Below are 25,173 nucleotides of genomic sequence, written 5' to 3' on the forward strand. Positions count from 1 at the left end.
CCTCCCCTCCTGGTGGTCCGAGTTCCCGGTTACCGGGGAAGCACCACGACGTACGCCGCCGGATCTCGGTCGCACGACGCCATCAACGCGGTGCGGACGACGGCCGCCTGCTGCTCCAGCGAGTCACGCAGCTTCCGCGGCGTGACGTGCACGACGGTGATGCCGAGCCGCTCCAGCACCTCGCGCTTGCGGGCGTACTCCGACCACAGCGCGTCGTCCTCCTGGCGCGGGGCCCGCGTGTCCAGTTCGACCGCGACGGCCTGCTCCGGCCAGTACGCGTCGAGGCCGCCGAGGTGCGGCCCGCCCGGGAGGCGGAGGTCCACGTTCCAGACGGGGTCCGGGAGGGCGTGCTCGCGGACCATCCGGTACAGGTGGTCCTCCGCGACGGCCCGTCCCTCCGCGAGCAGCGACTCCACCGCGTCGGCCACGTGCGGACGGTTCAGCAGCCGCGCCTCCGTCAACTCCCGGATGACGGCGGCGGGTTCGGTGTGCCCGCCGCGCACCGCCTCCGTGAGCAGTCTGCGCACGGTGGCCGCGTCGGAGAGCTCCCCGGCCGCGTCCGCGAGGGCGCGCGGCACGGGGGCGACGGGCAGGCCGGTCACGTACGACGGGGTCGGCACGGCCGGGGTGCGCACGATCCGCGCGCACCCCACGGTCCGCAGCCGTCGCAGCCGCGGGACCAGGACGTCGATCGTGTCGAGGGACGGGAGCGGGGGAGCGGAAGCGAAGCCGTGCAGCGTCAGGGCGGCGAGCCCGGTGATCACCGCGTCCGGGTAGCGGGGTGCCGCCGCCGGACGGGGCTCGTCGGCGTTCGGCTGCGCGGGTACCCCGGCGACGCCGCCGGCCCCGGTGGAGGTCTCGCGGAAGGGGGAGCGGGCCGCGTACGAGAGCACCGCGTGCAGGCGCTCCTCCGAGGTGGGCGGGCCCGGGTGCAGCAGGAACACACCCGGCAGGATCTGCTGCCAGGAGCCACCGGGCCGGCACTGCTCGTTCGTCTCGGCGGCGGTGACACCCTGCGCGCGCAGCTGCGCGGCCGTCAGCACCCGGCGCGTGACGTCCGAGAGGCGACGGAGGGGGCGGGGGGAGAGCGGGGTGTTGTGCGTCATGACCCGGAGGTTCCCGCGTCGGACCCGCCCATGAACCTCTGTTACACGCCCGTCGACAAATCCGGACAAGACCGCACTAAAGTACGTGCGTTCGACTGCCGATATCCGCTGGTCCGGGCGGGGGCCGAAAAAGGTTACGGCTCTGATTACCCGAATTTCGTAACTCTGAACCGGGTCCGGGGCGCCCATGAGCTCGGGGACGCGTGTACTCGGGCGGCCGCGGGGCCGCGGGGGACTGCTCGCGCAGTTCCCCGCGCCCCTCAAAGGGCCACGCCCTCGCGGTAGTTACCCCGCCGCCGCGTCACACTCCTGACCCCGCAGCCCCCGGGCCAGGTCGTCCCGGGCCTCGATCACCAGCCTCCGCAGCGCCGGTGCCGCCGACTCGTGCGAGGCGAGCCACGCGTCCGTCGCCTCCAGCGTCCCCGGCGAGTCCTGGAGCGACGGGAACAGCCCCCGCACCACGTCCATCCCGATCTGGATGGACCGCTCGGCCCACACCCGCTCGATCACCTCGAAGTACTTCACCGCGTACGGAGCCACCAACTCCCGCTGCGACGGCCGCGCGAACCCCGCGATCGTCGCCTCGACCAACGCGTTGGACAGCTTGTCCGACTCCACGACCGACGCCCACGCCTGCGCCTTGACCGCGGCGGACGGTCGCGCCGCCAGACACCGCACCTGATGCCGCTTCCCGGAGGCCGTGTCGTCCCGCGCCAACTCGGCGGCCAGGGCGCCCTCGTCGGCGGCCCCGTGCGTCGCCAGCGGCTCCAGGAAGGCCCACCGCAGCTCCTGGTCGACCTCCAGCCCGTCGACCTTCTCGGTCCCGGTCAACAGACCTTGCAGCACTGCCAGTTCGGCCTCGTCCGACGCCACCGAAGCGAAGAACCGGGCCCAGGTCAGCTGGTGCTGGCTCCCCGCCTCGGCGGCCCGCAGCTCCCGCAGCGCACCCTCCGCGAGCAGTCGGCCCCCGGTCTCCCGCCACTGGGGCGCCGCGTAGTGAGTCAGCGCCGAATTGGCCCACGCGTGCAGCATCTGCAGCACCCCGATGTCGGACTCGCGCCCGGCGAAGCGCAGCACCAGGTCGACGAAGTCCCGCGCCGGCAGCAGCGCGTCCCGCGTCAGGTTCCACAGCGCCGACCAGCACAGCGCCCGCGCCAGCGGGTCGGTGATGTCCCCGAGCCCGGCCCGCAGCGTGTCCAGTGACGCCGCGTCGAACCGGATCTTGCAGTACGTCAGGTCGTCGTCGTTGACCAGCACCAGCGCGGGCGCCTCGGCCCCCGCCAGCTCGGCCACGACCGTACGCGGCCCGTCGACGTCCACCTCGGCGCGCGCGTACCGCTCCAGCGCGCCGGAGCCGCCCTCCCCGTCGGCGTCCGCGCGCCGGTACAGACCGATCGCCACCCGGTGCGGCCGCAGTTCGGGGTGCGACTCCGCCGCCTCCTGCACCACTGCCAGCTCGTCGATCCGGCCCTCGGCGTCCAGGAGCACCTGCGGGGTGAGGGAGTTGACCCCCGCCGTCTGCAGCCAGGCCCGCGACCAGGACGCCATGTCCCGGCCGCTGGTCTCCTCCAGGACCGACAGCAGGTCGCCCAGCTTCGTGTTGCCGTACGCGTTCCGCTTGAAGTAGCGCCGGGCGCCCTCCAGGAACGCCTCGCGCCCCACGTACGCCACCAGCTGCTTCAGTACGGACGCGCCCTTGGCGTAGGTGATCCCGTCGAAGTTGAGCTTGGCGTCCTCCAGGTCACGGATGTCGGCCGTGATCGGGTGGGTGGAGGGCAGCTGGTCGGCGCGGTACGCCCAGGACTTGCGGTTGTTGGCGAAGGTGACCCAGCCGTTGGTGAAACGGGTGGCCTCGACCATCGAGAAGGAGCCCATGAAGTCCGCGAAGGACTCCTTCAGCCACAGGTCGTCCCACCACACCATGGTCACCAGGTCGCCGAACCACATGTGCGCCATCTCGTGCAGGATGACGTTGGCCCGCCGCTCGTACGACGCCCGGGTGACCTTGCCCCGGAAGATGAACTCCTCGCGGAAGGTGACCAGCCCCGGGTTCTCCATCGCGCCGAGGTTGTACTCGGGCACGAACGCCTGGTCGTACTTCCCGAACGGGTACGGGTAGTCGAAGTGGTCGTGGAAGAAGTCCAGGCCCTGCTTGGTGATCTCGAAGACGTCGTCGGAGTCGAAGTAGGGGGCGAGACCCTTGCGGCACATCGCGCCGAGGGGGATCTCCAACCGCGTACCGTCCTCGAAGACCCGCTCGTAGGTGTCCGTCACATAGTGGTACGGGCCCGCGACGACCGCCGTGATGTACGTCGAGATCGGCTTCGTCTCCGCGAACCGCCACACCCCGTCCGTCCGCTCGCCGGCCCCGTTGCTCCACACGACCCAGTCCTCGGGCGCGCGCACCTCGAAGCGGTACGGGGCCTTGAGGTCAGGCTGCTCGAAATTGGCGAAGACGCGGCGCGAGTCGGCCGGCTCGTACTGCGTGTAGAGGTAGACCTCGCCGTCCTCGGGGTCGACGAAGCGGTGCATGCCCTCGCCGGTGCGGGAGTAGGCGCACTGGGCGTCGACCACCAGCTCGTTCTCGGCGGCCAGGTCGTCCAGGGTGATCCGGGAGCCGTCGAAGACCTCGCTCGGGTCGAGGTCCTTGCCGTTGAGGGAGACGGCCGTCACACGCGGCGCGACCAGATCGGCGAAGCTCGTGGCGCCCGGGTCGGCGCACCGGAAGCGGATGGTCGTCACCGACCGGAACGTACGCGGTTCGCCGCCGAGGTCACCGGAGTCCCCGACGGCGGACCGCAGGTCGAGGGAGACCTCGTAACCGTCGACGGACAACAGCGCGGCCCGCTCCTGGGCCTCGTCACGGGTCAGATTCTCACCGGGCACGGGCGGCACTCCCTCGGGGTGGTGTTCAGTATGCGGACAGCCTGATCCTGCCATGCACCACGGGAATGGCCGGAGCGGTCCTTGGTGTTGCCGGGTTTGTTGCCCGGGAGACCGAGCCCGCACGACTCCGCCTTCGTAGCCCTTTCAAGCCCCTTCAACCCCTTTCGAGGAGAACCATGTCCGAGCAGACCTCCGGCAAGACCCCTGTCGACTTCTGGTTCGACCCGCTGTGCCCCTGGGCCTGGATGACCTCGCGCTGGGTCCTGGAGGTGGAGAAGGTCCGGGACATCGAGGTCCGCTGGCACCTGATGAGCCTCGCGGTCCTCAACGAGCCCAAGATCGACGAGCTGCCCGAGGAGTACCGCGAACTGCTGGCCACCAAGGCCTGGGGCCCGGTGCGGATCGTGATAGCCGCCCAGCAGGAGCACGGCCCCGAGGTGCTCGGCGACCTCTACACCGCGCTCGGCACCCGGATCCACAACCAGGGCGAGGGCCCCGAGAAGGAGACGGTCGCCGCCGCGCTGAAGGACGTCGGCCTGCCCGAGTCCCTCATGGACCACTGGGACGACACCCCGTACGAGGCCGAGTTGCGCGCCTCCCACAAGGAGGGCATCGACAAGGTCGGCCAGGACGTCGGCACCCCCGTCATCGCCGTCCCCGGCGCCGACGGCGAGCAGATCGCCTTCTTCGGCCCGGTCGTCACCCCCGCGCCGAAGGGGGAGGAGGCCGCCCGGCTCTGGGACGGCGCCCTCCTCGTCGCCTCGGTCCCCGGCTTCTACGAGATCAAGCGCACCCGCACGAAGGGCCCCGACTTCAGCAACTTGATTTCTTAGGGCTCGGTTCGCCTCCGGGGCGCTCGTGCCTGTGTCGAGACGGCGATCGTGCTCGGCCCTCCTTCGTCGGGCCTCCGCGCGTTCGCCGTCTCGACACAGGCGCGCCCCTTCGGCTCACTCGCCGTAGGTGGCCGTCGGCTCAGTCGCCCTTCGGTGACCGGTGGCCGTAGCACCGGGAAAAGCTCACCGGAAGGACTCGGGCAGGGTCAGGCCCTCGCTCTGCCTGCCGTACGGCTGGACGAAGAGGCAGCGGCCCTTCTCTCCGTGGTTGCCGCAGCGCCACCAGCCGGCCGGGTTCTTGCCCAGGGACTCCAGGTACTGCCGTACTTCCTTGTCCGCCTTGTAGAACGGCAGGGGCTTGCCGCCGCCGCACGGTGGGCAGTGCTTGTAGCTCGTGTCCACGCGACCTCCCGTCGGTCCGGTTCCGCCGGATCGGTAATCCGGCCGGAAACGGGAGCATAGGGCGAAAGCCGAGGAAGCGGGCAGACCGGAATGAGTCCCGCCGTGGCGTGTTCCGGCGGCCCGGAGGGCGAGAACCCCCGCGAGTCACGTCCTCGCGGGGGTTCTCCCTTTTCCGCCTGCCCGGTGAAGGTTGAGAAGACGATCACGAGCAGGACGTCTCGGCCGCCGGCTCAGGGGGCCAGCAGCAGCACATCCGCGCGGGACCGGGCCGCCGCGTAACGGCGGGCCACGTCCTGCCAGTTCACGACGGCCCACATGGCGTCGATGAAGTCGACCTTCTGGTTCTTGTACTGCAGATAGAAGGCGTGCTCCCAGGCGTCGAAGACCAGGATCGGGGTCGAGCCCTGGCCGACGTTGCCCTGGTGGTCGTAGACCTGCTCGACGACCAGCCGCCCGCTCAGCGGCTCGTACGCCAGTACGCCCCAGCCCGAGCCCTGGGTGGTCGCGGCGGCCTTGGTCAACTGGGTCTTGAAGCCCGCGAAGGAGCCGAAGGACTCGGCGATGGCGTCCGCCAGCTCACCGACGCCGTCCTTCTCCAGGGGCTCCCCGCCGCCGTCGCCGGTCATGTTCTGCCAGTAGATCGAGTGCAGGATGTGGCCGGAGAGGTGGAAGGCCAGGTTCTTCTCCAGGCCGTTGATCGCTCCCCAGGTCTCCTTGTCCCGCGCCTCGGCCAGCTGCTCCAGGGTGTCGTTGGCCCCCTTGACGTAGGCCGCGTGGTGCTTGTCGTGGTGCAGCTCGATGATCTCGGGGCTGATCACGGGTGCCAGCGCCGCGTAGTCGTACGGCAGTTCAGGAAGCGTGTAGACGGGCATGGGGGTCCCCTCCGACCTCTTATTGCAAAGTACTTGCAAGTGCACGCTAGCAGCAAGAGACTGTAGGGGTGTGCCCGGGCACGCGAAAGGGCCCTCGCGCGAACCGACCGTCCGTCCTCCGCGCGAGGGCCCCGAAGTGCGAGCGGGATCAGCGCGTGGCGCGCGCCCGCTGCCGGGCGTACCCGACCGCCGCCAGGATCAGTGTCATCCCGCCGGTCCAGTACAACTGTGTCCGCGTTCCCGGCTCCCGGGCCATGAGGACGAAGACGGCGGCCATCCCCGCGAGCGCCACCCAGGTCAGCCACGGGAACGCCCACATCCGCACGACCAGCCGCTCCGGGGCCTCCCGCTCGATACGGCGGCGCAGCAGCAACTGGGAGACGGCGATGAGGATCCAGACGACGAGGACGACCGCCCCGATCATGTTCAGCAGCCAGGGGAAGACGTCGTCGGGGCGCCAGTAGCTGAGCAGGACGCAGAGAAAGCCGAAGACACTGGAGGCCAGCACCGCGATCCGGGGGACCCCGCCCGACACCCGGCCGATCGCCTTCGGGCCCTGCCCGCGCGCCACCAGGGAGTACGCGATCCGGGACGAGCCGTAGATGTTGGCGTTCATCGCGCTCAGCAGGGCCACCAGCACGACCACGTTCATCACCTGACCGGCGCCGGGGATCCCGAGGTGGTCGAGGGCGGCGACGTACGGCCCCTTCTCCACGACCTCCTGGGAGTCCCACGGGACGAGGGTGACGATGACCGCCATGGAGCCGATGTAGAAGAGGGCGATGCGCCACATCGCCGTACGGACCGCCGTGGCCACGCCCTTCACCGGGTCCTCGGACTCGGCCGCGGCGATCGTCACGGTCTCCAGACCGCCGTACGCGAAGATCGACGCCAGCAGGCCGATGACCAGACCGTCCGTGCCGCCCGGCAGCAGGCCGCCCTCACCGGTGAGGTTGGTGAGGCCGGGCGCGTCGGTGCCGGGCAGGACACCGGCGACGGCCAGCACACCCAGCACCAGGAACAGGGAGATCGCGCCGACCTTCAGCGCGGCGAACCAGAACTCGAACTCGCCGAAGTTCTTCACGGCGGCCAGATTGGTGCCCAGGAACACCAGCATGAACAGTGCCACCCAGGCCCACTCGGGCGTCCCGGGCAGCCATCCCGTCACGATCTTCGCGGCGCCGATGCCCTCCAGACCGACGGCCGTGCACAGCAGCACCCAGAACGACCAGCCGGCCGTGAAGCCCGCCCATGGACCGATGGCGCGTTCGGCGTGCGCGGAGAAGGAACCCGAGGAGGGGTACGCGGCGGACATCTCGCCGAGCATCCGCATCACCAGCATGACGAGGAGCCCGGAGAGCGTGTACGCGAGGACGATCGAGGGACCGGCGGCGGCGATGCCCGCCCCCGACCCGACGAAGAGGCCCGCGCCGATCACACCGCCGAGGGCGATCATCGACAGGTGACGCTGCTTGAGGCCGTGGGACAGGGACGCGTCGGACTCTTGTGGAGCCTTGACGGAGGTGCTGGGCATGGGCGCGGTTCGTCCAATGCGTGAGACGGCAAAACGCCGACAGTCTGAACAGCCCCTCCACGCACATGGAGGGGCTGTCCGCTATCCGGACGCGGTCGGCACGGAAGGTGACTACACGGCTACGGGGGTGGCCTCCTGTCGGGCGGCGACGGACGTGTAGTGCGAGGCGTCCCCCTCGATCGAGTAGCTCTCCTTGCCCTCGACGCCCACCGGGACGTCACCGGCGACGGTCACCCGGTGCAGCCGGCGCGGCAGACCGTCGTAGTTGTCGATGGCGTAGTGCTGGGTGACGCGGTTGTCGAAGACGACCAGCTGGTTCTCCGACCAGCGGTGGCGCAGCACGTTCTCCGGCCGGGTCACATACGACTGGAGCAGGTCCAGGACCTTGCGGGACTCGCCGAGCGACAGTCCAACGATCCGCTGCGCGAACCCGCCGACGAACAGGCCCCGTTCACCGGTCAGCGGGTGCACCCGGACCACCGGGTGGGCCGTGCGGTACGTGATCGACGTGAACTGGGCGCGCTGCGCCGCCCGCTCCGCGTCGATCTCCTCGTCCGGCACCGCGTAGTCGTAGTCGTTGGTGTGCTCGGCCCACAGACCGTCGGCCAGCCGCCGCAGCGGTTCGGGCAGGTCGCGGTAGGCCGCCGCCGCGTTGGCGATCAGCGTCTCGCCGCCGTACGGCGGGATCGTGATGCTGCGCAGGGTGGTGGCCTGCGGCGGGTTGAGGACGAACGTGACGTCGGTGTGCCAGTGGTTGGCGCGGCCTCGCTCGCTGTCCACGGGCAGGACGTTCGCTGCGCCCGCGACGGCCGACACCGTCGGGTGGGCGGTGGTGATGTCACCGAAGTGGCGGACGAAGGCCTGATGACCGTCGTCGTCGAGGTGCACGTCGTCGAACACGAGCGCCTTGTGGACGTTGAGCGCCTCACGCAGCGCGGCGACCGTCGCCTCGCCGAGGGGCCGGGAGACGTCCACGCCGGAGACCCGGGCGCCGATGTTCCCGGTGACCTTCTGGATGTCGATGCTCATGGCGTTGGTTCCTTTCGCGGATCGGACGAGGGCGGGTGCGGGTGCGGATTCGGGCGTGCCGACGTGCTGGTTGGCGGGGCGGGGCAGGCCGTAGCGGTCCCGCAGGGTCCGGCGCGGGCCGTACTCCGTGCGGAGCAGACCGCGGGCGCGCAGGATCGGGACGACGTGCTCGACGAAGGCGTCGAGGCCGGACGGCAGCACCGCGGGCATGATGTTGAAGCCGTCGGCGGCGCCCTGGGTGAACCAGGTCTCGATCGTGTCGGCGACCTGCTCGGGCGTCCCGGCGAAGGTGAGGTGCCCGCGCCCGCCGCCCAGCCGCCCGATCAGCTCCCGTACGGTGAGCCGGTCGCGCCGGGCCAGCTCGACGACGAGCGTGTAGCGGCTCTTGGCCCCCTCGATCGCGCTCTCCGGCGGCAGATCGGCCGGCAGCGGCGCGTCCAGCTCCAGGGAACCGGCGGGCAGTTGCAGCAGCCGCTCCAGATTGCCCACCCCGTGCGTGTACACGATGTGGTCCTCCAGGACCCGCTCGGCCGCCCGCGCCTCGGCCTCCGTGGACCCGAGGACGGGCACGATCCCGGGCAGCACCTTGATGTGCCCGGGGTCCCGGCCGGCCGCGACCGTACGGGCCTTGAGGTCGGCGTAGAAGGCCTGCGCGTCCTCGATCGTCTGCTGGGCGGTGAACACGGCCTCCGCGTACCGGGCCGCGAACGCCTTGCCGTCCTCGCTCGACCCCGCCTGCACGAGCAGTGGATAACCCTGGGGCGTACGGGGGACGTTGAGCGGACCCTCGACACTGAAGTACGTCCCCCGGTGCCGGGGCGGATGGATCTTCGTGTCGTCGCCCCAGACGCCGGTCTCCTTGTCGGCGACGATCGCGTCGTCCTCCCAGCTGTCCCAGAGCTTCAGGGCCACGTCGAGGAACTCGGCGGCCCGGGCGTACCGCTGGGCGTGCGCGGGCTCGGCGTCCAGACCGAAGTTGCGGGCGGCCTCGGCACCGGCGGTGGTGACGATGTTCCAGCCGGCCCGGCCACCGCTGAGGATGTCGAGGGAGGCGAACTTGCGGGCCAGGTTGTAGGGGGAGTTGTAGGAGGTGGAGGCGGTGGCGATCAGACCGATGTGCTCGGTGGCCGTCGCCAGCGCGGTCAGCAGGGTCAGCGGCTCCAGGGCGCCCGCCGGACGCTGGCCCACGCTGCCCCACAACTGCGGCCCGTCGGCCAGGAACAGCGAGTCGAACGTGCCGCGCTCCGCGATCCGGGCCAGCCGCACGTAGTGGTCCAGCTCGACGTGCGCGTACGGATCGGACTCGGGCAGCCGCCACGAGGCCTCGTGGTGCCCGGTGTTCATCAGGAAGGCGTTGAGATGGAGCTGTCTTGACGTCATTGGTGGTCCTCTTTCACACCGAGCGCTGCCAGCAGCCGCTCGCGGTACTCGCCCAGCAGGGGGTCCCGGTACGAGCGCGGGTGCGGGCGGTCGATGGTCAGGTCCAGGCCGATGCGGCCCTCTTCGAGCACGAGGACCCGGTCGGCGAGCACGATCGCCTCGTCCACGTCGTGCGTGACGAGCAGGACGGACGGGCGGTGGCGCTCCCACAGCTGCCGGAGCAGGGTGTGCATCCTGATCCGGGTGAGCGCGTCCAGCGCGCCGAACGGCTCGTCGGCCAGCAGGAGTTCGGGGTCTCGGACGAGGGAGCGGGCCAGTGCAGCGCGCTGCGCCTCCCCGCCGGACAGCTCGTTCGGCCAGGCCCGCTCGCGGCCCTTCAGGCCCACCTCGGCGAGCGCCTCACGGCCCCGGCCCACGGCCTCCTTGCCCTCCGTGCCGAGCAGTACGTTGTCCAGCACCCGCCGCCAGGGCAGCAGCCGGGAGTCCTGGAAGACGACGGACACCCTGGCCGGGGCGGTGAGCCGGCCACTGCCCGCCACCTCGTGGTCGAGCCCGGCGACCGCCCGCAGCAGCGTGCTCTTGCCGGAGCCGCTGTGCCCGAGCAGGGCGACGAACTGCCCGGCGGGGATGTCCAGGTCGACCCCGTCGAGGACCTTGCGGCCGTCGAACGACCTGGTCAGGTCCCGGAGCTGGACGGCGGGGCGGTCGACGGTGGCCGTGGCCGTCGGCGATTCGGGGCCCGCGGGCGTCAGCTGCTCAGTGTGCGTCGCCATGACAGCACCCTCCGTTCGATGAGGCGGACCGCGCTGTCGGAGGCCAGGCCGAAGATCCCGTAGACGGCCAGGCCGACGAGGATGACGTCGCTCTGGCCGTAGTTCGTGGCCTGGAACATCATGTAGCCGAGTCCGTTGGTGGCGTTGATCTGTTCCAGGACGACCAGGCCCAGCCAGGAGCCGGTCACCCCGAGCCGCAGACCCACGAAGAAGCCGGGCAGCGCGCCGGGGATGACGATCTGCCGGACGAACCGGTACCTCGACAGGCCCTGCACCTCGGCGAGTTCGACGAAACGGCTGTCGATCCCGGCCAGCGCGGCATGGGTGTTGAGGTAGATCGGGATGTAGACGACGATGGCGATGATCGCGATCTTGAAGGTCTCGCCGATGCCCAGCCAGAGGATGAACAGCGGAATCAGACCCAGCGTCGGGATCGCCCGGTTGAGCTGCACGGTCCCGTCGATCAGCGCCTCGCCGGTCCGGCTGAGCCCGGAGGCCAGGGCGAGCAGGACACCGGCGGTCAGCCCGATCGAGAACCCGTACCCGGCCCGTTCCAGCGAGGTGACGATGTCCGTCGGCAGCGTCCCGTCGGTCCACAGCCGGACACCGGTCTCCAGCACGGTCCAGGGCGCCGGGATCGCCGCCGGATCGAGCTGCCCGGCGGCGGAGGCCACGGCCCAGAGGGCGAGGACCAGTGCCGGTCCGACCAGCCGGGAGGCGGGCAGCCGCTTGCCGGGGGAGAGCCGACGACGCCTGCGGACCGGGACGACCTCCTCCCCGGCCGTGCCGGAGCCGGACGCGGGGACGCCGGAACGGGACGTGTCGACGGTGGCCTCGCTCGCCGTGGTGACCGCTTCTTCCGTGGTGGCCGTGCCCGCCGCGGTGGCCGCACCCGTGGTCACGGCGCTCACTTCCGGTACTCCGCGGGCACGGCCTTCGCGGCGATCCCCTCGAACCGCCGGTCGAAGAGCGTGCCGACGTCGAACTTCTTCACGAAGCCGCCCTCGGCCAGCAGATCGGCGGTCTCCTGCTCCCACTTGATCGCCTCGTCCCAACTCGGCGGGAACAGCGGCTTGTTGGCGAGCTCACTGATCGACTCGGCCTGGGCGGTCGTCAGGTTCTGGGTCTTCACGTAGAACTCCTCGTTCCAGATGTCCGGGTTCTCGTACTGCCAGACCGCGCCCTTCGCCCAGAACGGGATGTACGCGGCGACGGCGGCGGCCTTCGCGGAGTCGGCCAGCACGGAGGCCGGCGCCCACAGGAGGCTGAGCAGGTCCACCACGTCGGTCGGGATCGTGCGGGCGCCCTTGGACTCGTACTGCTGGAGATAGGCGGGCGCCTGCTGGTTGGCGAGCGGCGCGACGTCCACCTGGCCCGACTGGAGGGCCGTCAGGAACTGGTTGCTGGTCAGCGGGACCAACTCGGCGTCGTCATAGGCGAGTCCCGCCTCCTTCAAGGCCCGAAGGAGGACGACACCCTGCGCCTGCCCCTGGGAGAAGGCGAGCTTCTTGCCGCGGAAATCCTTGACGGTGGTGATGTCGCTGCCGGGTTTGGTGGCGAAGAGATAGTTCGGTTTCCGGGTGATGTTGATCGCGACGATCTTCGCGTCGTATCCCTGGTAATGCGCCTGGATCGGCGGGATCCCCGCATTGTTGGCGACGTCCAGAGACCCCGCCCGGAAAGCGTTGATGACATCCGGGCCGGCGCCGATGTTCGCCCAACTGCTCACCCGGAAAGGCAGATCGTCGAGTTGTGCGAGCTTGAGCTGCAACTGCTGTTGATTCTGGAACGAGGAGATCTTCAGGCTCGTACCCGCGGGGACCTTGGTCGGCAGCGGCGCGTCCGCCGCCGTGCGGGCGGTCGCCGCGCTGCTGTCGGCGCAGCCGCTGAGCCCGGCCGCCGCGGCCGTGACGCCGAGCAGAGAGGTGAGGAAGAGTCGCCGGTCGAAACCGGACGCGGCGGAAGAAGGCATGGAGAACCCCCAGAGGGAAACGGTGGGACCGCGCACGGAAGCGCGCATGGATGGCCCGCGGAAGCGGACGAAAAAACAGGGAGCCGCGGAAGTGAATTCACGCAGAAAGAAGTGCCGCGTAGCCGGGGCGCGGTGGGCACCCCGGGACGTCAACGTGTCAGCAACAGTGGGTGCGACAACTCGTGAGCAGCATGAATACGATGTTCCCGGTCTTCGGCAAGGCCTGTCAACATTCGGAGTTTCTGAATTAACCGATCCCGGCCGAGGCGTGCTCCAGACGCTCCACGGACCCCAGCGGATCCCGGAACAGCACGTCCAGGGCCACCGCCCCGCCCGCCGTGGCCGGCACGGAGTCGGGGAAGCTCGTCGGCCTCACGGCCGCCGCCCGGCCCGCCCCGACCGCCTCGTGCAACGCGGCGAGACAGTCCGCCCGGCCGATCACCCCGATCTCGGTGACGACCACGGTCTCCGGGTTCAGCACGTCGAGCAGCAGCTCCGCCGCCCGCCCCACCATCCGGGCCCGCTCCACCAGCAGCCGTACGGCCGTCGCGTCACCGTCCGCCGCGGCGGACAGCACCCGCATCGGGTTCGTCCCGTCGGCGACCTCGGCCTCCCGGGCCCGCCGGCACAGGGTCCGCTCGCTCAACTCGGCCTGGAGGCAGCCGACCCGCCCGCAGTCGCAGGGCTCGGTGCCCCCGGGCAACGGCAGATGCGCGACCGAACCCGCCTGCGAGCGCGGCCCGTGGTGCACCTCGTCGTTGGTCGCGAACGCCGCGTCGACCATGTTGCCGACGAACAGGTGCAGCATGCTCCTGCTGCCCCGCGCCCGCCCGAACAGCTGCTCGGCGGCCACCAACGCCCGCGCGTGCCCGTCCACATGGACCGGCAGGCCGGTGAGACCGCCGAGCACCTCCCGCACCGGCACCTCGCGCCAGCCCAGCAGCGGATGCTCGACGACGGTCCCGCTCTCACGGTCCACCCAGCCGCCGGCCGCGAAACCGACGGCCAGGGGCCGGCAGCCCGGCATCTCGTCCAGCAGGGACCGGAGTTCGTCGGCGGCCCTCGCCAGCACCGGTCCGGGCTCGGTGGACGCGTGCTTCGACCGCCGCTCCACGAGCACCCGTCCGCGCAGATCGAGCAGGGCGACCGTCGTGTACGGGACGGCCACATGCACCCCGCCCACCACGAACCGCGAGTCGTCCAGGTCCAGGGGTACATGCGGACGGCCCGCCCCCTTGGAGCGCCGGGGAGGTTCGGCCTCACGGATGAGACCGAGCCCGGTGAAGCGGGCGCAGTAGTCGGTCACCGACGCCGGCGACAGCCCGGTCACCCGGGCGATGACGCTGCGCGCGACGGGACCGTGCTCCAGCACGGACCGCAGGACCACGCTGGCACTGGTCCTGCGCCGGTCGCTGTCGGCGGCACGCGGCACGGGGGACCCGGCAGCGGCGGGAGGGGCCGACGGGTGAGCGGCCCGAAAGGCGCCCGGAGAAACGGGAGTAGGGAGAGCGGGGGGAGCGGGAGCGTGAAGGGTGGGTGCTGTCGCGGCACGCGGCATGGCGATCATCCTCGGGAACGGGTCCGACACTGCGCCTCACGGAGGGCGAGACGTGCCGGAGCCGCCTCACCCGGGTCGGCGACAGGCGGCCGCGCCCACGCGTCGCAGGTCGACGTAGCGACGCGACGAGAAGTACCGGGCCTGGGCAACCATGAGTCCGAAGCTAGCAAAACGGCCCACCGCTGCCCAGACGGCGACCGACGGGCGAGACGGCGCCTGTCCACCCCGTCGACCCGATTGGTGAAACCCTACAGATGCGAGTCGACGCCCCGTCAGGCCCCAAGCCGCTCCACCTCAGTGACCGGTGTCACGCCGTACCGGGTGTAACCGGCATCCTTTGTCCGAAGTCAACCAAGCCGTCGTTCATGCCTTTGTCGAGCGCTGATGATGTCCGGCCCGAGTCGCCTGGGATAGCGTCACCGTGTCCCCGCCCCCGTCACCCGCCGGAGTGAGCCCCAGCATGAGCACCGCCGTCGCCACGTCAGCCCGCCCCGGCGAGGTCCTCGCCGACCGTCTGCCCTTCACCGGCGCCCGCGCCCGCGACATCGCGCTCGTGGTGGGCGGTGCCGCGCTCACCGGCCTCGCCGCCCAGATCGCGGTGCCCGTGCCGGGTTCGCCGGTCCCGGTCACCGGCCAGACCTTCGCGGCCCTGCTCGTCGGCACCACCCTCGGCGCGGGTCGCGGTGTCGCCTCCCTCGCCCTGTACGCGCTGGCCGGCCTGGCCGGTGTGCCGTGGTTCGCCAACGGCACGTCCGGCGTCGGCGTCTCCTTCGGCTACATCCTCGGAATGATCCTGGCGGTCGCCGCCGTGGGCGCCCTGGCCCGTCGGGGCGGCGACCGCTCCACGCTGCGGATGGCCGGCACGATGCTCGTCGGCGAGGCGATCATCTACGCCGTCGGCGTCCCGTACCTCGCGGCCACCGCCGACATCAGCCTCACCTCCGCCGTCGCGCTCGGCCTCACCCCCTTCCTGATCGGCGACGCCCTCAAGGTCGTCCTGGCCATGGGGCTGCTGCCGACGGCGTGGAAGCTGCTGAAGAAGTGACGCAGGTGACGCCCCGCCACTGAGCGGGCGCCGCACCCGAAGAGGCTCGCCGGGTCGTCCACCGACCGCACCACGGCGAGCCTCTTCGGCCTTCAGGCCTGCGCGCTTCCCGCGTTCACGCGTGCGCGCTTCCCACGTTCGGGCCTCCTGCGTTCAGGCTTCCCGGGTCAAGCGTCCCGGGTCAAGCGTCCCGGGTCAGGCTTCCCGGGGCAGGCTTCCCGGGTCAGGACTCCTGCCGGGCCCGCCGCTGGTTCCACCACAGGCCCGCCGCACCGGCGGAGACGAGCGCGGCGCCCGCCAGGCCCAGCGGCAGGACCCGGTCGGCCGGACCGGTCTGCGGCAGCTCGTCCGGCTTGTCGTCCTTCCCACCGCCACCGGGGGTGACCGGACTGTTGTCGGTGCCGAGGAGCAGTGGGGTCGCGGGCTCGTTCGGTGCCTGGTTGGTCGTGCCGAACGGGACCGGACCCTGCTGCCAGTACGTCTTCGACCCGTCGGCGTTCTGCACCGGCAGGCAGATCTTGCCCTGCTTGCTCAGGTCGTACGTGGCGTCGATCGCATAGGTCTTCGACTTTCCGGCCGCCAGATCGTCGATCGCGCACGCGAAACCGCTGTTCGCGCCGTCGGGAAGATCCCCCTCCGGAATTGTCGAACAACCCTCGACGTTCTTGACCGTCATGCCGTCGAAACCGACCACGAGCAATCGGATTTCGCCACTCGCCTTGCTTCCCTCGTTCTTCACGACGCCGGTGATATCGGTTTCCCCGGACTTGTTGTCGACTTTGATCTCCTTGGACAGCAGCGTCGAGAGCTTCACGTCCGCCGGTGCCGCGTCCACGGTCTTTCCGCCATGATTGCTCAATCCTCCCTCGTCGTCCGCCCAGGCCGTGAAGCCGAGGATCATCACCGACGTGAACGACGCGGTGAGCAGCGATCCGGCGATGGCAGTCTTACGATGAGAACTCATGTTCCATCCCCCTTGCGTCCCCCTGGCCGTGCCTGAATTCACGGCCTATGAAGAGGTACCACAAGATTTCCCAGCACTATGCTGGTGCGGCACGAAGTGTGACCAATGCGCGACGATGTGGTTCATCTGTGGCGTGTGCGGTCAGTTGTGAAAGCGTTGCCGAAGGGGGGCATGGGGGTGCCGGAAATAACACGGGGCGGTGTTCCAGGTCTTATCGTGGCCGACCGTTATCGGCTGGTCGAATGCATAGGCCAGGGCGGAATGGGTCGGGTCTGGCGGGCCACCGACGAAATACTCGACCGGCAGGTCGCCGTCAAGGAAATGCGTATCGACGGTCAGGACCCGGAGGACAGCCGCACCCGACGCGAGCGGACCCTGCGCGAGGCCAGGGCCACGGCCCGGATCGACCACCCCAACGTCGTACGCGTCTACGACGTCGTCGACGCGGGCGAGCGGCTCTGGATCGTCATGGAACTGGTCGACGGCCGCTCCCTGGAACGGCTGCTGGCGGAGGACGGCCCCCTGGACGCGCACGACACGGCCCGGATCGGCCTCGAACTGGTCGACGCCCTGGGCCAGGTGCACGCCCAGGGCGTCCTGCACCGCGACATCAAACCGGCCAACGTCCTGATCAGGCGTACGGGCATCCACCGGGCCGTCCTCACCGACTTCGGCATCGCCGCCATCCAGAACGCCGAGGCCCTCACCATGGCCGGCATGCTCGTCGGCTCCCCCGACTACATGGCCCCCGAGCGGATCTCCGGCCGCCCCCAGGGCCCGCCCTCCGACCTCTGGTCCCTCGGCGCCACGCTCTGCGCGGCCCTCGGCGGCCGTTCCCCCTTCTCGCGCTCCACCACGCTCGCCACCCTCCACGCCGTCCTCTACGAGGAGCCCGAACTCCCGGCCGCCGCGGGCCCCCTCCAGCACATCCTGGCCGTCCTCCTCGACAAGGACCCCGAGGCCCGGCCGGGCCTGCCCCACCTCATCGAGGCACTGCGCGCCGTCGCCACACCCCCGGCGGCCACCTCACAGGCGGCCAGGGGGCCGACGGAACCGATACCGCCGGAGCCGGAGGAAGGCCGACCCACCGACGAGCCGAGCGAACCGGGCCAGGGGGGCCCTGGAGCCGACCACGCCCAACCGGGCCGTGAAGAGGCGGAGTCAGGCATCGCAGCATCAGGCACCACGGCATCAGGTATCACCACAGCGGACGCCACCGCACCCGGCAGCACGGCAACGGCATCCGTCGCCGCCGGCCTCGACCAGCCGACCGCGAGCCCTCCGATGCCAACGCCAACGCCGACGCCGGCGCCCGAGGAGAGGCCGGGGCCACCGGACGGAAACGGGCCACCGGACGGAAACGGGCGACCGCCGACCGGCCCCGCCCCGGAAACGGAGACGACGCCCCCTTCCCCCGTACGACACCCCACGCCCGCACCCCTCCCCACTCCACCAGCACACCGCACCCCCACAGTCCGTTCCACCCCGGAACCCGACCGAGCCACCACGCCCGTCCTCCGCCGCACCCCTCCCTCCACCCCTTCCTCCGCCCCTCCCTCCCCTCCCACATCTCAGCCCCCGGCAGACCCCCGCCTCCCCGTCCCTGCCCCCGGCCCCGATCCGGCGCCCGAGCACTCCGCCCACAGCGACCTACCGACCAGGCCCCGGCGCACCTCGTCTCCCACCCCCGCAGCCCACCCCACTCCCACTCCCACGCCCACCCCCATGCAGCCCGGCGAACTGCCCGGCCCGCCCGTGCCCTCCCGGCGTACGGAACCGGACGGTCCCACGGGTCCCGAGGGCCGTCGGCGGCGCAACCGCCGTATCGGCCTCGTCGCGGCCGCCGCCGTGGCCGCCGCCGTGGCCGCGGTCGTCGTACCGGCGGTGAACGGCTCGCCCGACGACAAGGGCGGCAAGGACGACAAGGCGTCGTCGACGACGGCCTCGCCCTCCGCCTCCTCCCCGTCCCCCACCGTCGCCGGCACGTCCCGGCCACCGAAGCTGCCGCCGGGCGCCCGTACGGAGGCCGGTGTGTTCGCCTGGGTCCCGCCCGACGGCTTCTCCCGGGAGGTGCACGCCGGCGCGGAGGTGCACTACACCTCGCCGGACGCCCGGCAGGAGATCGTCGGCAAGGCCTCGCTCGCGCGGGGTGACCTGCTGGAGCAGTGGAGGAAGAAGGAGAAGAGCACCAGCGAGGGGCCGGGATACCAGCGGATCCGCCTGGAGGAGACGGAGTTCCGTGGCAGGCCCGCCGTTGTGTGGGAGTACACCGTCATCGCCCAGGAACTGCCCTGGCACGTCCGCTCCCTGGGCTTCAACACCGGCGGCAAGTCCTACCAGCTGACCACCTGGTACCACCCCGACATCGAGGACCGCGCCCTCCCGATCTACGAGAAGGTCGAGGAGAGCTTCACCCCGCTGTAGGCCCATGCAGGCCCCATACGAGATACGAGCCTTGTGCAGGCCCATGGGCACGAAAAAGAGGCCCGGCGGCGGAAGCACCACCACCGGACCCCTCATCCGGACCTACGAGCCGGTCAACGCACCGTGTCGGACACCTTGTCGGCGGACTCGGCGGCGGACTTCCCGCCACCGACCTTCTCCTTGACGAGCGCGATGCCGACGACGACCGCCGCGACCAGCAGCGACAGCAACAGGATCTCGCGGTTGCCGTGTTCGGTGTCGGTGAGCATGTAGCCGAGGACGAAGAGGATCAGTCCGATGGTGGCCCACGTCAGATACGGGTAGAGCCACATCTTCACGACGAGCTTCTCCGGCGTCTCCCGCTCGATGATCCGCCGCATCCGCAGCTGGGAGAAGCAGATGACGAGCCACACGAACAGGGCGACCGCACCGGAGGAGTTGACCAGGAAGAGGAAGACGCCCTCGGGGAAGAAGTAGTTGAAGATGACCGCGACGAACCCGAAGACCACCGAGGACAGGATGGCCGCCATCGGCACACCCCGCGCGTTCGTACGGCCGAACGCGCGCGGCGCGTCCCCGCGCGTCCCCAGCGAGAACGCCATCCGCGACGCGGTGTAGAGGCCGGAGTTGAGACAGGACAGCACCGAGGTCAGCACGATGAAGTTCATGATCTGCCCGGCGTGTGCGATGCCGAGGGAGTCCAGGGCGGCCACGTAGGAGCCCTTCTCCTTGATGGACGGGTCGTTCCACGGCAGCAGGGTCACCACGACGAAGATCGAGCCGAGGTAGAAGACGCCGATCCGCCAGATGATGCTGTTGGTGGACTTGGTGACCGCCTTCTGCGGGTCCTCCGTCTCCCCGGCGGCCAGCGTGGCGATCTCGCTGCCCATGAAGGAGAAGACGACCAGCAGCACGCCGATGAGGATGGCGCCCGCGCCGTTCGGCAGGAACCCGCCGTGGTCGGTGAGGTTGGCCAGTCCGGCCTTCTCGGAGTCGACGCCCGGCAGCACCCCGAAGACCGCCAGTCCGCCCACCACGATGAACGCGGCGATCGCGACGACCTTGATCCCGGCGAACCAGAACTCGAACTCACCGTAGGAGCCCACCGACACCAGGTTCGTGGCGGTCAGCACGATCATCACGATCAGTGCCCAGCCCCACTGCGGTACGGCGGGGATCCAGCCCTCCAGGATCACCGCACCCGCGGTCGCCTCGACCGCGAGCACGACGACCCAGAAGAACCAGTACAGCCAGCCGATCGAGAACCCGGCCCAGCGCCCGAGCGCGCGGTCGGCGTGGGCGGAGAACGAACCCGAGGTCGGGTTGGCGGCGGACATCTCGCCGAGCATCCGCATCACCAGCACCACCATCGTGCCGACGAGCGCGTACGACAGCAGGATGCCGGGGCCGGCCGTGGCGATGCCGGAACTGGACCCGACGAAGAGACCGGCGCCGATGACACCACCGATGGCGATCATCGACAGATGACGGCTCTTGAGGCCGGCGTGCAGACCGGGGGAGGGGGGAGAGGAGGAGCCCGGGGTGTCTGCCTGGTCCGGCAGAGTCGGCTGGGAGGTCATGGGGGGAGGTGTCCTTTGCGCCTTTGTGGGGACTTCCGTGCGTCTGCCCAAGGACCACCCGATCGACTCTCGTCAGAGCGGGAGACGAGAGTGCACAGCTGGGGGCCGATGGGCCGCTGTAAAGATCGGTCCAGTGAATCGGAGGTGAAAGGAATCCTGAACCTTTGAATCCAGATCGTTACTTGAGGTTTACTTGAGGTTCCGTGGTGCGGGTCGCGCTCCCCCGGTCCCGCACCCCGTCGTGCCGCGCCGAAACACGCGTGTCACACTCGGACCATGCGCGTCTACCTCGGCTCGGATCACGCCGGATACGAACTCAAGAACCACCTCGTCGAGTGGCTGAAGGCCGCCGGCCACGAGCCCGTCGACTGCGGGCCCCACATCTACGACGCCCAGGACGACTACCCGCCGTTCTGCCTCCGCGCGGCGGAGCGTACGGCCGCGGACCCCGGGTCCCTCGGCGTCGTCATCGGCGGCTCGGGCAACGGCGAGCAGATCGCCGCGAACAAGGTGGCCGGCGTCCGCGCGGCCCTCGCGTGGAGCGCCGAGACGGCCGCGCTGGGCCGTGAGCACAACAACGCGAACGTCGTCGCTGTCGGCGCCCGGATGCACTCCGAGGAGGACGCGACCAAGTTCGTCGAGACGTTCATCAACACGCCGTTCTCCGGTGACGAGCGTCACATCCGCCGCATCGACATGCTGGCGACGTACGAGACGACGGGCGACCTCCCGCCGATCCCGCCGCACCACCCGCAGCCGTAGCCCCGCCTCCGCGAACCTGAAAAGCGGGGGCCGCGCCCCATGCTTTTCAGGCCCGCAGGGCCTGGTCTTTCAAGTCCGCAGGGCCTGATGCTTTTAGGCCCGCAGGGCCTGATGCTTTTAGGGGCGCGGGGAACTGCGCGAGAAGCCCCACCGGACCCGCACCCGACGACGTACCCCCAACCACCCCCACCCCCTGCCGAACCCCCGGAGGACCCCGTGCCGGAGGGGCACACCATCCACCGCCTCGCCGAAGACTGCCGCACCCACTTCGGCCCGGAGGGCGACGGCCCCGAAGGCAACGGCGTCGGCCGGAACGTCCATGTCACCAGCCCCCAGGGCAAGTTCGCCGACGCCGCCGCCCTCCTCACCGACACCCCCCTCCACGCGGCCGAGGCCCACGGCAAGCACCTCTTCCTGCACTTCGGCGACGCGGCCGCCGAGGAACGCGTCCACATCCATCTCGGCCTCTTCGGCAAGGTCGCCTTCGGCCCGGCCCCCGCGCCCCCGCCCACGGACACCGTCCGCCTCCGGCTGCGCAACGACACGTCGTACATGGACCTCCGGGGCCCCACGACCTGCGCCCTCATTACGGACGCCGAGAAGCGGGCCGTGCACGCCCGCCTCGGCCCGGACCCGCTGCGCCCCGACGCCGACCCGGCCCGCGCGTACGCCCGGATCTCCCGCAGCCGTACGACGATCGCCGCGCTCCTCCTGGACCAGAAGGTGATCGCGGGCGTCGGCAACGTCTACCGCGCGGAGGTCCTCTTCCGGCACGGCATCGACCCGTACCGCGCGGGCAGGGACGTCACCCCGGCGGAGTGGGACGCGATCTGGGCCGACCTCGTCGCCTTGATGCGCGAGGGCGTACGCCACAACCGCATCGACACGGTCCGCCCCGAGCACCTCCCGGAAGCGATGGGCCGCCCGCCGCGCGTCGACGACCACGGGGGTGAGGTGTACGTGTACCGCAGGGCGACCCTGCCCTGTCACATCTGTGGCGGCGAGATCCGCACCGCCGATCTCGCCGCCCGCAACCTCTTCTGGTGCCCGTCCTGCCAACACCGCTGACAACGCGCGCTGTTGCCCCGGTGTCCTAGAACCCGTGCGGCAGCCAGGGCGCGAGCCCCGAGGGCAGGAAGCCGGTGGACGCCTCCGCCAGCGCCCCCTCCCGCAGTTCCCGCACCAGCCCGGCCGCGCCCAGCGAGGCCAGGCTCACGCCGCCCAGATAGGCCGCCCCCAACTCCCGTACGGAGAGGGAGAGATCGGCGGCGTCGGCGGTCCGCTCGCAGGTCGCGCCCTTCGCGTCGCCGGTGAGCCGCCAACGTCCCTCGTTCCAGGGGCAGAAGGCGTCCTCGACCTCGAACACGACGTCCAGCGGCGTCTGATAGGTCCGTGTCCGCAGCGCTGTACCGACGTCCACGAGCCGCACGTACAGATCGTCCTTGACCCGCAGTCCGCACCGGCGGACGTCCGACACCAGGTGCAGCACCGGCTCGTCCACCGGCAGCCGGTGGGCGACCACGCACCGCGTGAGGTCGATGTCGAACAGGAACCGCCACAACGCGGCCCGCGCGGCGGGGTCCACGGCCTCCAGCGAACTCACCTGGACGACCCCCTCCGGTCCGGCGTGCCCCCAGTCGGACTTGATCCGGAAACGGGCGTACCCCACGACCCCGGAACCGGCCCCCGCACCCGCCCGCTCGGCCACCACGCACTGCAACGGCGAGGCCCCCTCCCGGTGGCGCTCCGTGTCGAGCAGTTCCACCCGCTCCCAGCCGGGCCGCCGCTCCATCATCCCCGGCCGCTCCGGCACCAGACGGGCGTACACCTCCTCGCACACGTCGAGCACCTCGGCCGGATCCGCGTACCGCAGCCGTACGTCATCGGTGCCGGGCGGCACGGACAGCCGTACCCGGGTGGTGTCGATGTCGGCGGTGATCCGTTGCGTGGCCTGGCCGTACCCGAAGCGGCCGTAGATCACCGGCTCGGACGCCGTCAGCACGGCCAGCGGCTCGCCCCAGGAGCGGATGTCGTCCAACTGCCGCCGCATCATGGACGTCAGCACCCCGCGCCGCCGGTGCGTGGCCGCGACGCCGACCATCGTGACGCCCGCCGTCGGGACGACCGTGCCGCCCGGGACCGTCATCCGGAAGTCGAACGCCCCGGCCGTGCCGACGCATTGATCGCCGTCCCACACACCGATCGACCGGTCGTACGGGGTGAGCGCCTTCCACAACTCCCGTTCCTCGGCGGGTTCGGGAGCGCCGCCGAAGGCGCGGAGGAGGTTGTCGTACCAGACGTTCCAGTCTTCCTTGCGCAGCGCCCGCAGCTCAGTCGTCATACGCCATGCCTAGCAGGGCGATCCGGTACGAGCGAACGAATTTGCCCCGCGCGTCGCCGTTCGACGTGGGATCCTTCCCAGGTGCCGCACGGAGGGCACACGGGGGCCGAAGAGCGCGTTCCGGTGTGAGATCTGTGTGAGATTCGTCGTGAACCGGCCCTCGGAAGGGGGACAAGTAGGACCTCCTGTGCACAGGGGCTGGTCCGATGGATAAGGTCCCGAACAATGGCAGCAGGACGAGAGCGGCGCGCGGCGGCCGATACGCTCACGGCCCGGATGAAGAAGCTGGTTCACCGGGCCCGCACCGGCGTGCGCAAATCCGCCGTCGACTACTTCCGCGGGGACGGCTCCGACTGGATCGCCCTGGCCGGTCTGCTGCTGATGATCCCGCTGATCGCCTGTCTCACGATGATCAACGAGGTGTGGTTCTCACCCGCCGCTCTCGTCCTCCCCATCGTCGCCGGCGGTCTGCTGCTCCGGCCCGCCAGCCTCCTCGGCCTCTACGCCGCCGCCGCGACCGCCCTCATCGTGGAGTCCGTCAAGCTCGGCCCGTACACCGACGGCCCGGCCCGGGTGACGCCCGGCACCGTGCTCGTGGTCGCCGCCTGCGGTTTCTTCGGTCTGCTCATCGCCCAGTTCCGCAGCCGCGTCGGCGTCCCGTGGCGGCGCGGCGGCACCATGCTCTTCGACCTGCGCGAACGCATCCGGGTGCAGAGCAAGTTGCCGCAGCTGCCGACCGGTTGGCACCGCGAGATGGCACTGCGCCCGGCGGGCGGCCAGTCGTTCTCGGGCGACTTCGTCGTGGCCGCCCGGACGAACGGCGGCCGCACCCTGGAAGTCGTCCTCACCGACGTCTCCGGCAAGGGCATGGACGCCGGCTCCCGAGCCCTGCTCCTCTCCGGCGCCTTCGGCGGCCTGCTGGGCTCGCTCCCACCGCACGCGTTCCTCCCGGCGGCCAACGGCTACCTCCTGCGCCAGGACTGGGACGAGGGCTTCGCGACCTCCATCCACCTCGTCCTCGACCTCGACTCCGGCGACTACGAACTCTTCTCCGCCGGCCACCCGCCGGGCCTCCAACTCAGCGCAGGCACCGGCCGCTGGGAGGAGAAGGCCGCCGAGGGCCCCCTCCTCGGCGTCTACGACGGCGCCCAGTTCGACCCGGTCAAGGGCTCCCTGCGCCCCGGCGACGTCCTGATGCTCTTCACCGACGGCCTCGTCGAGACGTCCGACCGCGACATCGTCGAAGGCATCGACCGGCTCACGGGCGAGGCCGACCGCTACGTCGCCGGCGGCTTCCACGGCGCGGCCTGGCACCTGATCGAGGCGGTGGCCAAGGACGTCAACGACGACCGAGCCCTCCTGCTGATCTGCCGAGAAGGCCCCACCCCCACGAGGTAGCCCTCCCACCGCCCCACCCGAACCGCACACCCCGCCGCCCCACGAAGCCGCAGCCCGCCGAGCGACACGGGGATTCGACCGACCCCGATCGCCCCGCAGGGTTCAACCGGTGCCAGTCGGCAAGGGGCGGGGGTTGACCGACGCCGGTCGGCACGGGGTGGGCGGTTGAGCGTCGTGGTTCGGCGCGGGGTGGGGGTTGAGCATCGTGGTTCGGCGCGGGGTGGGGGGTTGAGCGTCGTGGTGTGGCGCAGGCGTGGGGGGTTGAGCGTCACCGATCGCCCCGCAGGGTTTGACCGTCGTGGTTCGGCGCAGGC

Annotated in this window: 19 protein-coding genes and 1 pseudogene; 6 read left to right on the forward strand and 14 right to left on the reverse strand. The window is 70.8% G+C overall.

What is annotated here, in order from left to right; genetic code table 11:
- Window positions 1-29 precede the first annotated feature (29 nt).
- Both ACZ9QC_RS28000 and pepN read right to left on the reverse strand, forming a co-directional pair.
- Window positions 30-1,106, reverse strand: coding sequence for a hypothetical protein (locus ACZ9QC_RS28000; protein WP_472915645.1), 1,077 nt, complete (start codon window positions 1,104-1,106; stop codon window positions 30-32).
- Between the two features lie 285 nt (window positions 1,107-1,391).
- Entirely contained in the window at window positions 1,392-3,992 is a 2,601-nt protein-coding gene (gene pepN, locus ACZ9QC_RS28005; protein ID WP_472915646.1) for an aminopeptidase N, read from the reverse strand.
- Window positions 3,993-4,168: 176 nt separating this feature from the next.
- Between pepN and ACZ9QC_RS28010 the strand changes: the two genes are divergently transcribed.
- The gene (locus ACZ9QC_RS28010) at window positions 4,169-4,825 is read left to right on the forward strand and encodes a mycothiol-dependent nitroreductase Rv2466c family protein (protein ID WP_472915647.1); all 657 of its coding nucleotides are present in this window, start codon (window positions 4,169-4,171) and stop codon (window positions 4,823-4,825) included.
- A 183-nt stretch (window positions 4,826-5,008) separates the two neighbouring features.
- Here ACZ9QC_RS28010 and ACZ9QC_RS28015 read toward each other — a convergent pair whose 3' ends face one another.
- The 9 genes and pseudogenes from ACZ9QC_RS28015 to ACZ9QC_RS28055 all read right to left on the reverse strand — a co-directional run bounded on the left by ACZ9QC_RS28015 (window position 5,009) and on the right by ACZ9QC_RS28055 (window position 14,345).
- Window positions 5,009-5,227, reverse strand: coding sequence for a hypothetical protein (locus tag ACZ9QC_RS28015; RefSeq protein ID WP_472915648.1), 219 nt, complete (start codon window positions 5,225-5,227; stop codon window positions 5,009-5,011).
- A 230-nt stretch (window positions 5,228-5,457) separates the two neighbouring features.
- Window positions 5,458-6,099: a superoxide dismutase gene (locus ACZ9QC_RS28020; protein WP_472915649.1), complete on the reverse strand. Its 642-nt coding sequence runs from the start codon at window positions 6,097-6,099 to the stop codon at window positions 5,458-5,460.
- A 148-nt stretch (window positions 6,100-6,247) separates the two neighbouring features.
- Window positions 6,248-7,633 (reverse strand): amino acid permease, encoded by a 1,386-nt coding sequence (locus ACZ9QC_RS28025; RefSeq protein WP_472915650.1) that lies wholly within the window; start codon window positions 7,631-7,633, stop codon window positions 6,248-6,250.
- 111 nt (window positions 7,634-7,744) lie between these two features.
- Window positions 7,745-8,662: a TauD/TfdA dioxygenase family protein gene (locus ACZ9QC_RS28030; protein WP_472921831.1), complete on the reverse strand. Its 918-nt coding sequence runs from the start codon at window positions 8,660-8,662 to the stop codon at window positions 7,745-7,747.
- A gap of 24 nt (window positions 8,663-8,686) precedes the next feature.
- Window positions 8,687-10,042, reverse strand: a pseudogene (locus ACZ9QC_RS28035) (LLM class flavin-dependent oxidoreductase); the annotation flags it as partial.
- On the reverse strand, window positions 10,039-10,815 hold the full coding sequence (locus ACZ9QC_RS28040; protein ID WP_472915651.1) for an ABC transporter ATP-binding protein: 777 nt from the start codon (window positions 10,813-10,815) through the stop codon (window positions 10,039-10,041). The pseudogene ACZ9QC_RS28035 and the gene ACZ9QC_RS28040, both read right to left, overlap by 4 nt.
- A complete protein-coding gene (locus ACZ9QC_RS28045) occupies window positions 10,791-11,726 on the reverse strand; it encodes an ABC transporter permease (protein WP_472915652.1) in 936 nt (311 codons plus the stop codon). Before ACZ9QC_RS28045 ends, ACZ9QC_RS28040 begins: the two co-directional genes overlap by 25 nt.
- Window positions 11,723-12,787: an ABC transporter substrate-binding protein gene (locus tag ACZ9QC_RS28050; RefSeq protein WP_472915653.1), complete on the reverse strand. Its 1,065-nt coding sequence runs from the start codon at window positions 12,785-12,787 to the stop codon at window positions 11,723-11,725. The genes ACZ9QC_RS28045 and ACZ9QC_RS28050 overlap by 4 nt, the downstream gene beginning before the upstream one ends.
- A 247-nt stretch (window positions 12,788-13,034) precedes the next feature.
- Window positions 13,035-14,345 (reverse strand): ROK family protein, encoded by a 1,311-nt coding sequence (locus tag ACZ9QC_RS28055; protein WP_472915654.1) that lies wholly within the window; start codon window positions 14,343-14,345, stop codon window positions 13,035-13,037.
- A gap of 460 nt (window positions 14,346-14,805) precedes the next feature.
- On the opposite strand from ACZ9QC_RS28055, the gene ACZ9QC_RS28060 reads away from it, so the two are divergent.
- Window positions 14,806-15,390 carry a biotin transporter BioY gene (locus ACZ9QC_RS28060; RefSeq protein WP_472915655.1) on the forward strand — a complete coding sequence of 195 codons (585 nt, stop codon included), beginning with the start codon at window positions 14,806-14,808 and terminating at the stop codon, window positions 15,388-15,390.
- 223 nt (window positions 15,391-15,613) lie between these two features.
- On the opposite strand, the gene ACZ9QC_RS28065 is transcribed toward ACZ9QC_RS28060, so the two are convergent.
- Window positions 15,614-16,354 (reverse strand): cell wall protein, encoded by a 741-nt coding sequence (locus ACZ9QC_RS28065; protein ID WP_472915656.1) that lies wholly within the window; start codon window positions 16,352-16,354, stop codon window positions 15,614-15,616.
- A gap of 261 nt (window positions 16,355-16,615) precedes the next feature.
- On the opposite strand from ACZ9QC_RS28065, the gene ACZ9QC_RS28070 reads away from it, so the two are divergent.
- A complete protein-coding gene (locus ACZ9QC_RS28070) occupies window positions 16,616-18,778 on the forward strand; it encodes a serine/threonine-protein kinase (protein WP_472921832.1) in 2,163 nt (720 codons plus the stop codon).
- Between the two features lie 113 nt (window positions 18,779-18,891).
- Here the strand turns inward: ACZ9QC_RS28070 and ACZ9QC_RS28075 are convergent, their stop codons facing one another.
- A complete protein-coding gene (locus tag ACZ9QC_RS28075; protein ID WP_472915657.1) occupies window positions 18,892-20,358 on the reverse strand; it encodes an amino acid permease in 1,467 nt (488 codons plus the stop codon).
- A 276-nt stretch (window positions 20,359-20,634) separates the two neighbouring features.
- Here ACZ9QC_RS28075 and ACZ9QC_RS28080 point away from each other — a divergent pair, with 276 nt between their 5' ends.
- Both ACZ9QC_RS28080 and ACZ9QC_RS28085 read left to right on the forward strand, forming a co-directional pair.
- A complete protein-coding gene (locus tag ACZ9QC_RS28080; protein ID WP_472915658.1) occupies window positions 20,635-21,120 on the forward strand; it encodes a ribose-5-phosphate isomerase in 486 nt (161 codons plus the stop codon).
- Between the two features lie 216 nt (window positions 21,121-21,336).
- Window positions 21,337-22,188, forward strand: coding sequence for an Fpg/Nei family DNA glycosylase (locus ACZ9QC_RS28085; protein ID WP_472915659.1), 852 nt, complete (start codon window positions 21,337-21,339; stop codon window positions 22,186-22,188).
- A 25-nt stretch (window positions 22,189-22,213) separates the two neighbouring features.
- Here ACZ9QC_RS28085 and ACZ9QC_RS28090 read toward each other — a convergent pair whose 3' ends face one another.
- On the reverse strand, window positions 22,214-23,461 hold the full coding sequence (locus ACZ9QC_RS28090; protein ID WP_472915660.1) for a GNAT family N-acetyltransferase: 1,248 nt from the start codon (window positions 23,459-23,461) through the stop codon (window positions 22,214-22,216).
- Window positions 23,462-23,686: 225 nt separating this feature from the next.
- Between ACZ9QC_RS28090 and ACZ9QC_RS28095 the strand changes: the two genes are divergently transcribed.
- Complete coding sequence (locus ACZ9QC_RS28095) at window positions 23,687-24,859, forward strand: PP2C family protein-serine/threonine phosphatase (RefSeq protein ID WP_472915661.1); 1,173 nt, start codon at window positions 23,687-23,689, stop codon at window positions 24,857-24,859.
- Window positions 24,860-25,173: the final 314 nt, after the last annotated feature.

It is taken from the genome of Streptomyces sp. HUAS MS02, assembly GCF_055702265.1.

Excerpts from the sequence above, each read along its gene's own strand:
- ACZ9QC_RS28000 (WP_472915645.1), bottom strand. The coding sequence starts at position 1,106 with ATGACGCACAACACCCCGCTCTCCCCCCGCCCCCTCCGTCGCCTCTCG.
- ACZ9QC_RS28010 (WP_472915647.1), top strand. The coding sequence starts at position 4,169 with ATGTCCGAGCAGACCTCCGGCAAGACCCCTGTCGACTTCTGGTTCGAC.
- ACZ9QC_RS28020 (WP_472915649.1), bottom strand. The coding sequence starts at position 6,099 with ATGCCCGTCTACACGCTTCCTGAACTGCCGTACGACTACGCGGCGCTG.
- ACZ9QC_RS28025 (WP_472915650.1), bottom strand. The coding sequence starts at position 7,633 with ATGCCCAGCACCTCCGTCAAGGCTCCACAAGAGTCCGACGCGTCCCTG.
- ACZ9QC_RS28030 (WP_472921831.1), bottom strand. The coding sequence starts at position 8,662 with ATGAGCATCGACATCCAGAAGGTCACCGGGAACATCGGCGCCCGGGTC.
- ACZ9QC_RS28040 (WP_472915651.1), bottom strand. The coding sequence starts at position 10,815 with ATGGCGACGCACACTGAGCAGCTGACGCCCGCGGGCCCCGAATCGCCG.
- ACZ9QC_RS28050 (WP_472915653.1), bottom strand. The coding sequence starts at position 12,787 with ATGCCTTCTTCCGCCGCGTCCGGTTTCGACCGGCGACTCTTCCTCACC.
- ACZ9QC_RS28055 (WP_472915654.1), bottom strand. The coding sequence starts at position 14,345 with ATGCCGCGTGCCGCGACAGCACCCACCCTTCACGCTCCCGCTCCCCCC.
- ACZ9QC_RS28060 (WP_472915655.1), top strand. The coding sequence starts at position 14,806 with ATGAGCACCGCCGTCGCCACGTCAGCCCGCCCCGGCGAGGTCCTCGCC.
- ACZ9QC_RS28065 (WP_472915656.1), bottom strand. The coding sequence starts at position 16,354 with ATGAGTTCTCATCGTAAGACTGCCATCGCCGGATCGCTGCTCACCGCG.
- ACZ9QC_RS28070 (WP_472921832.1), top strand. The coding sequence starts at position 16,616 with ATGGGTCGGGTCTGGCGGGCCACCGACGAAATACTCGACCGGCAGGTC.
- ACZ9QC_RS28075 (WP_472915657.1), bottom strand. The coding sequence starts at position 20,358 with ATGACCTCCCAGCCGACTCTGCCGGACCAGGCAGACACCCCGGGCTCC.
- ACZ9QC_RS28080 (WP_472915658.1), top strand. The coding sequence starts at position 20,635 with ATGCGCGTCTACCTCGGCTCGGATCACGCCGGATACGAACTCAAGAAC.
- ACZ9QC_RS28090 (WP_472915660.1), bottom strand. The coding sequence starts at position 23,461 with ATGACGACTGAGCTGCGGGCGCTGCGCAAGGAAGACTGGAACGTCTGG.
- ACZ9QC_RS28095 (WP_472915661.1), top strand. The coding sequence starts at position 23,687 with ATGGCAGCAGGACGAGAGCGGCGCGCGGCGGCCGATACGCTCACGGCC.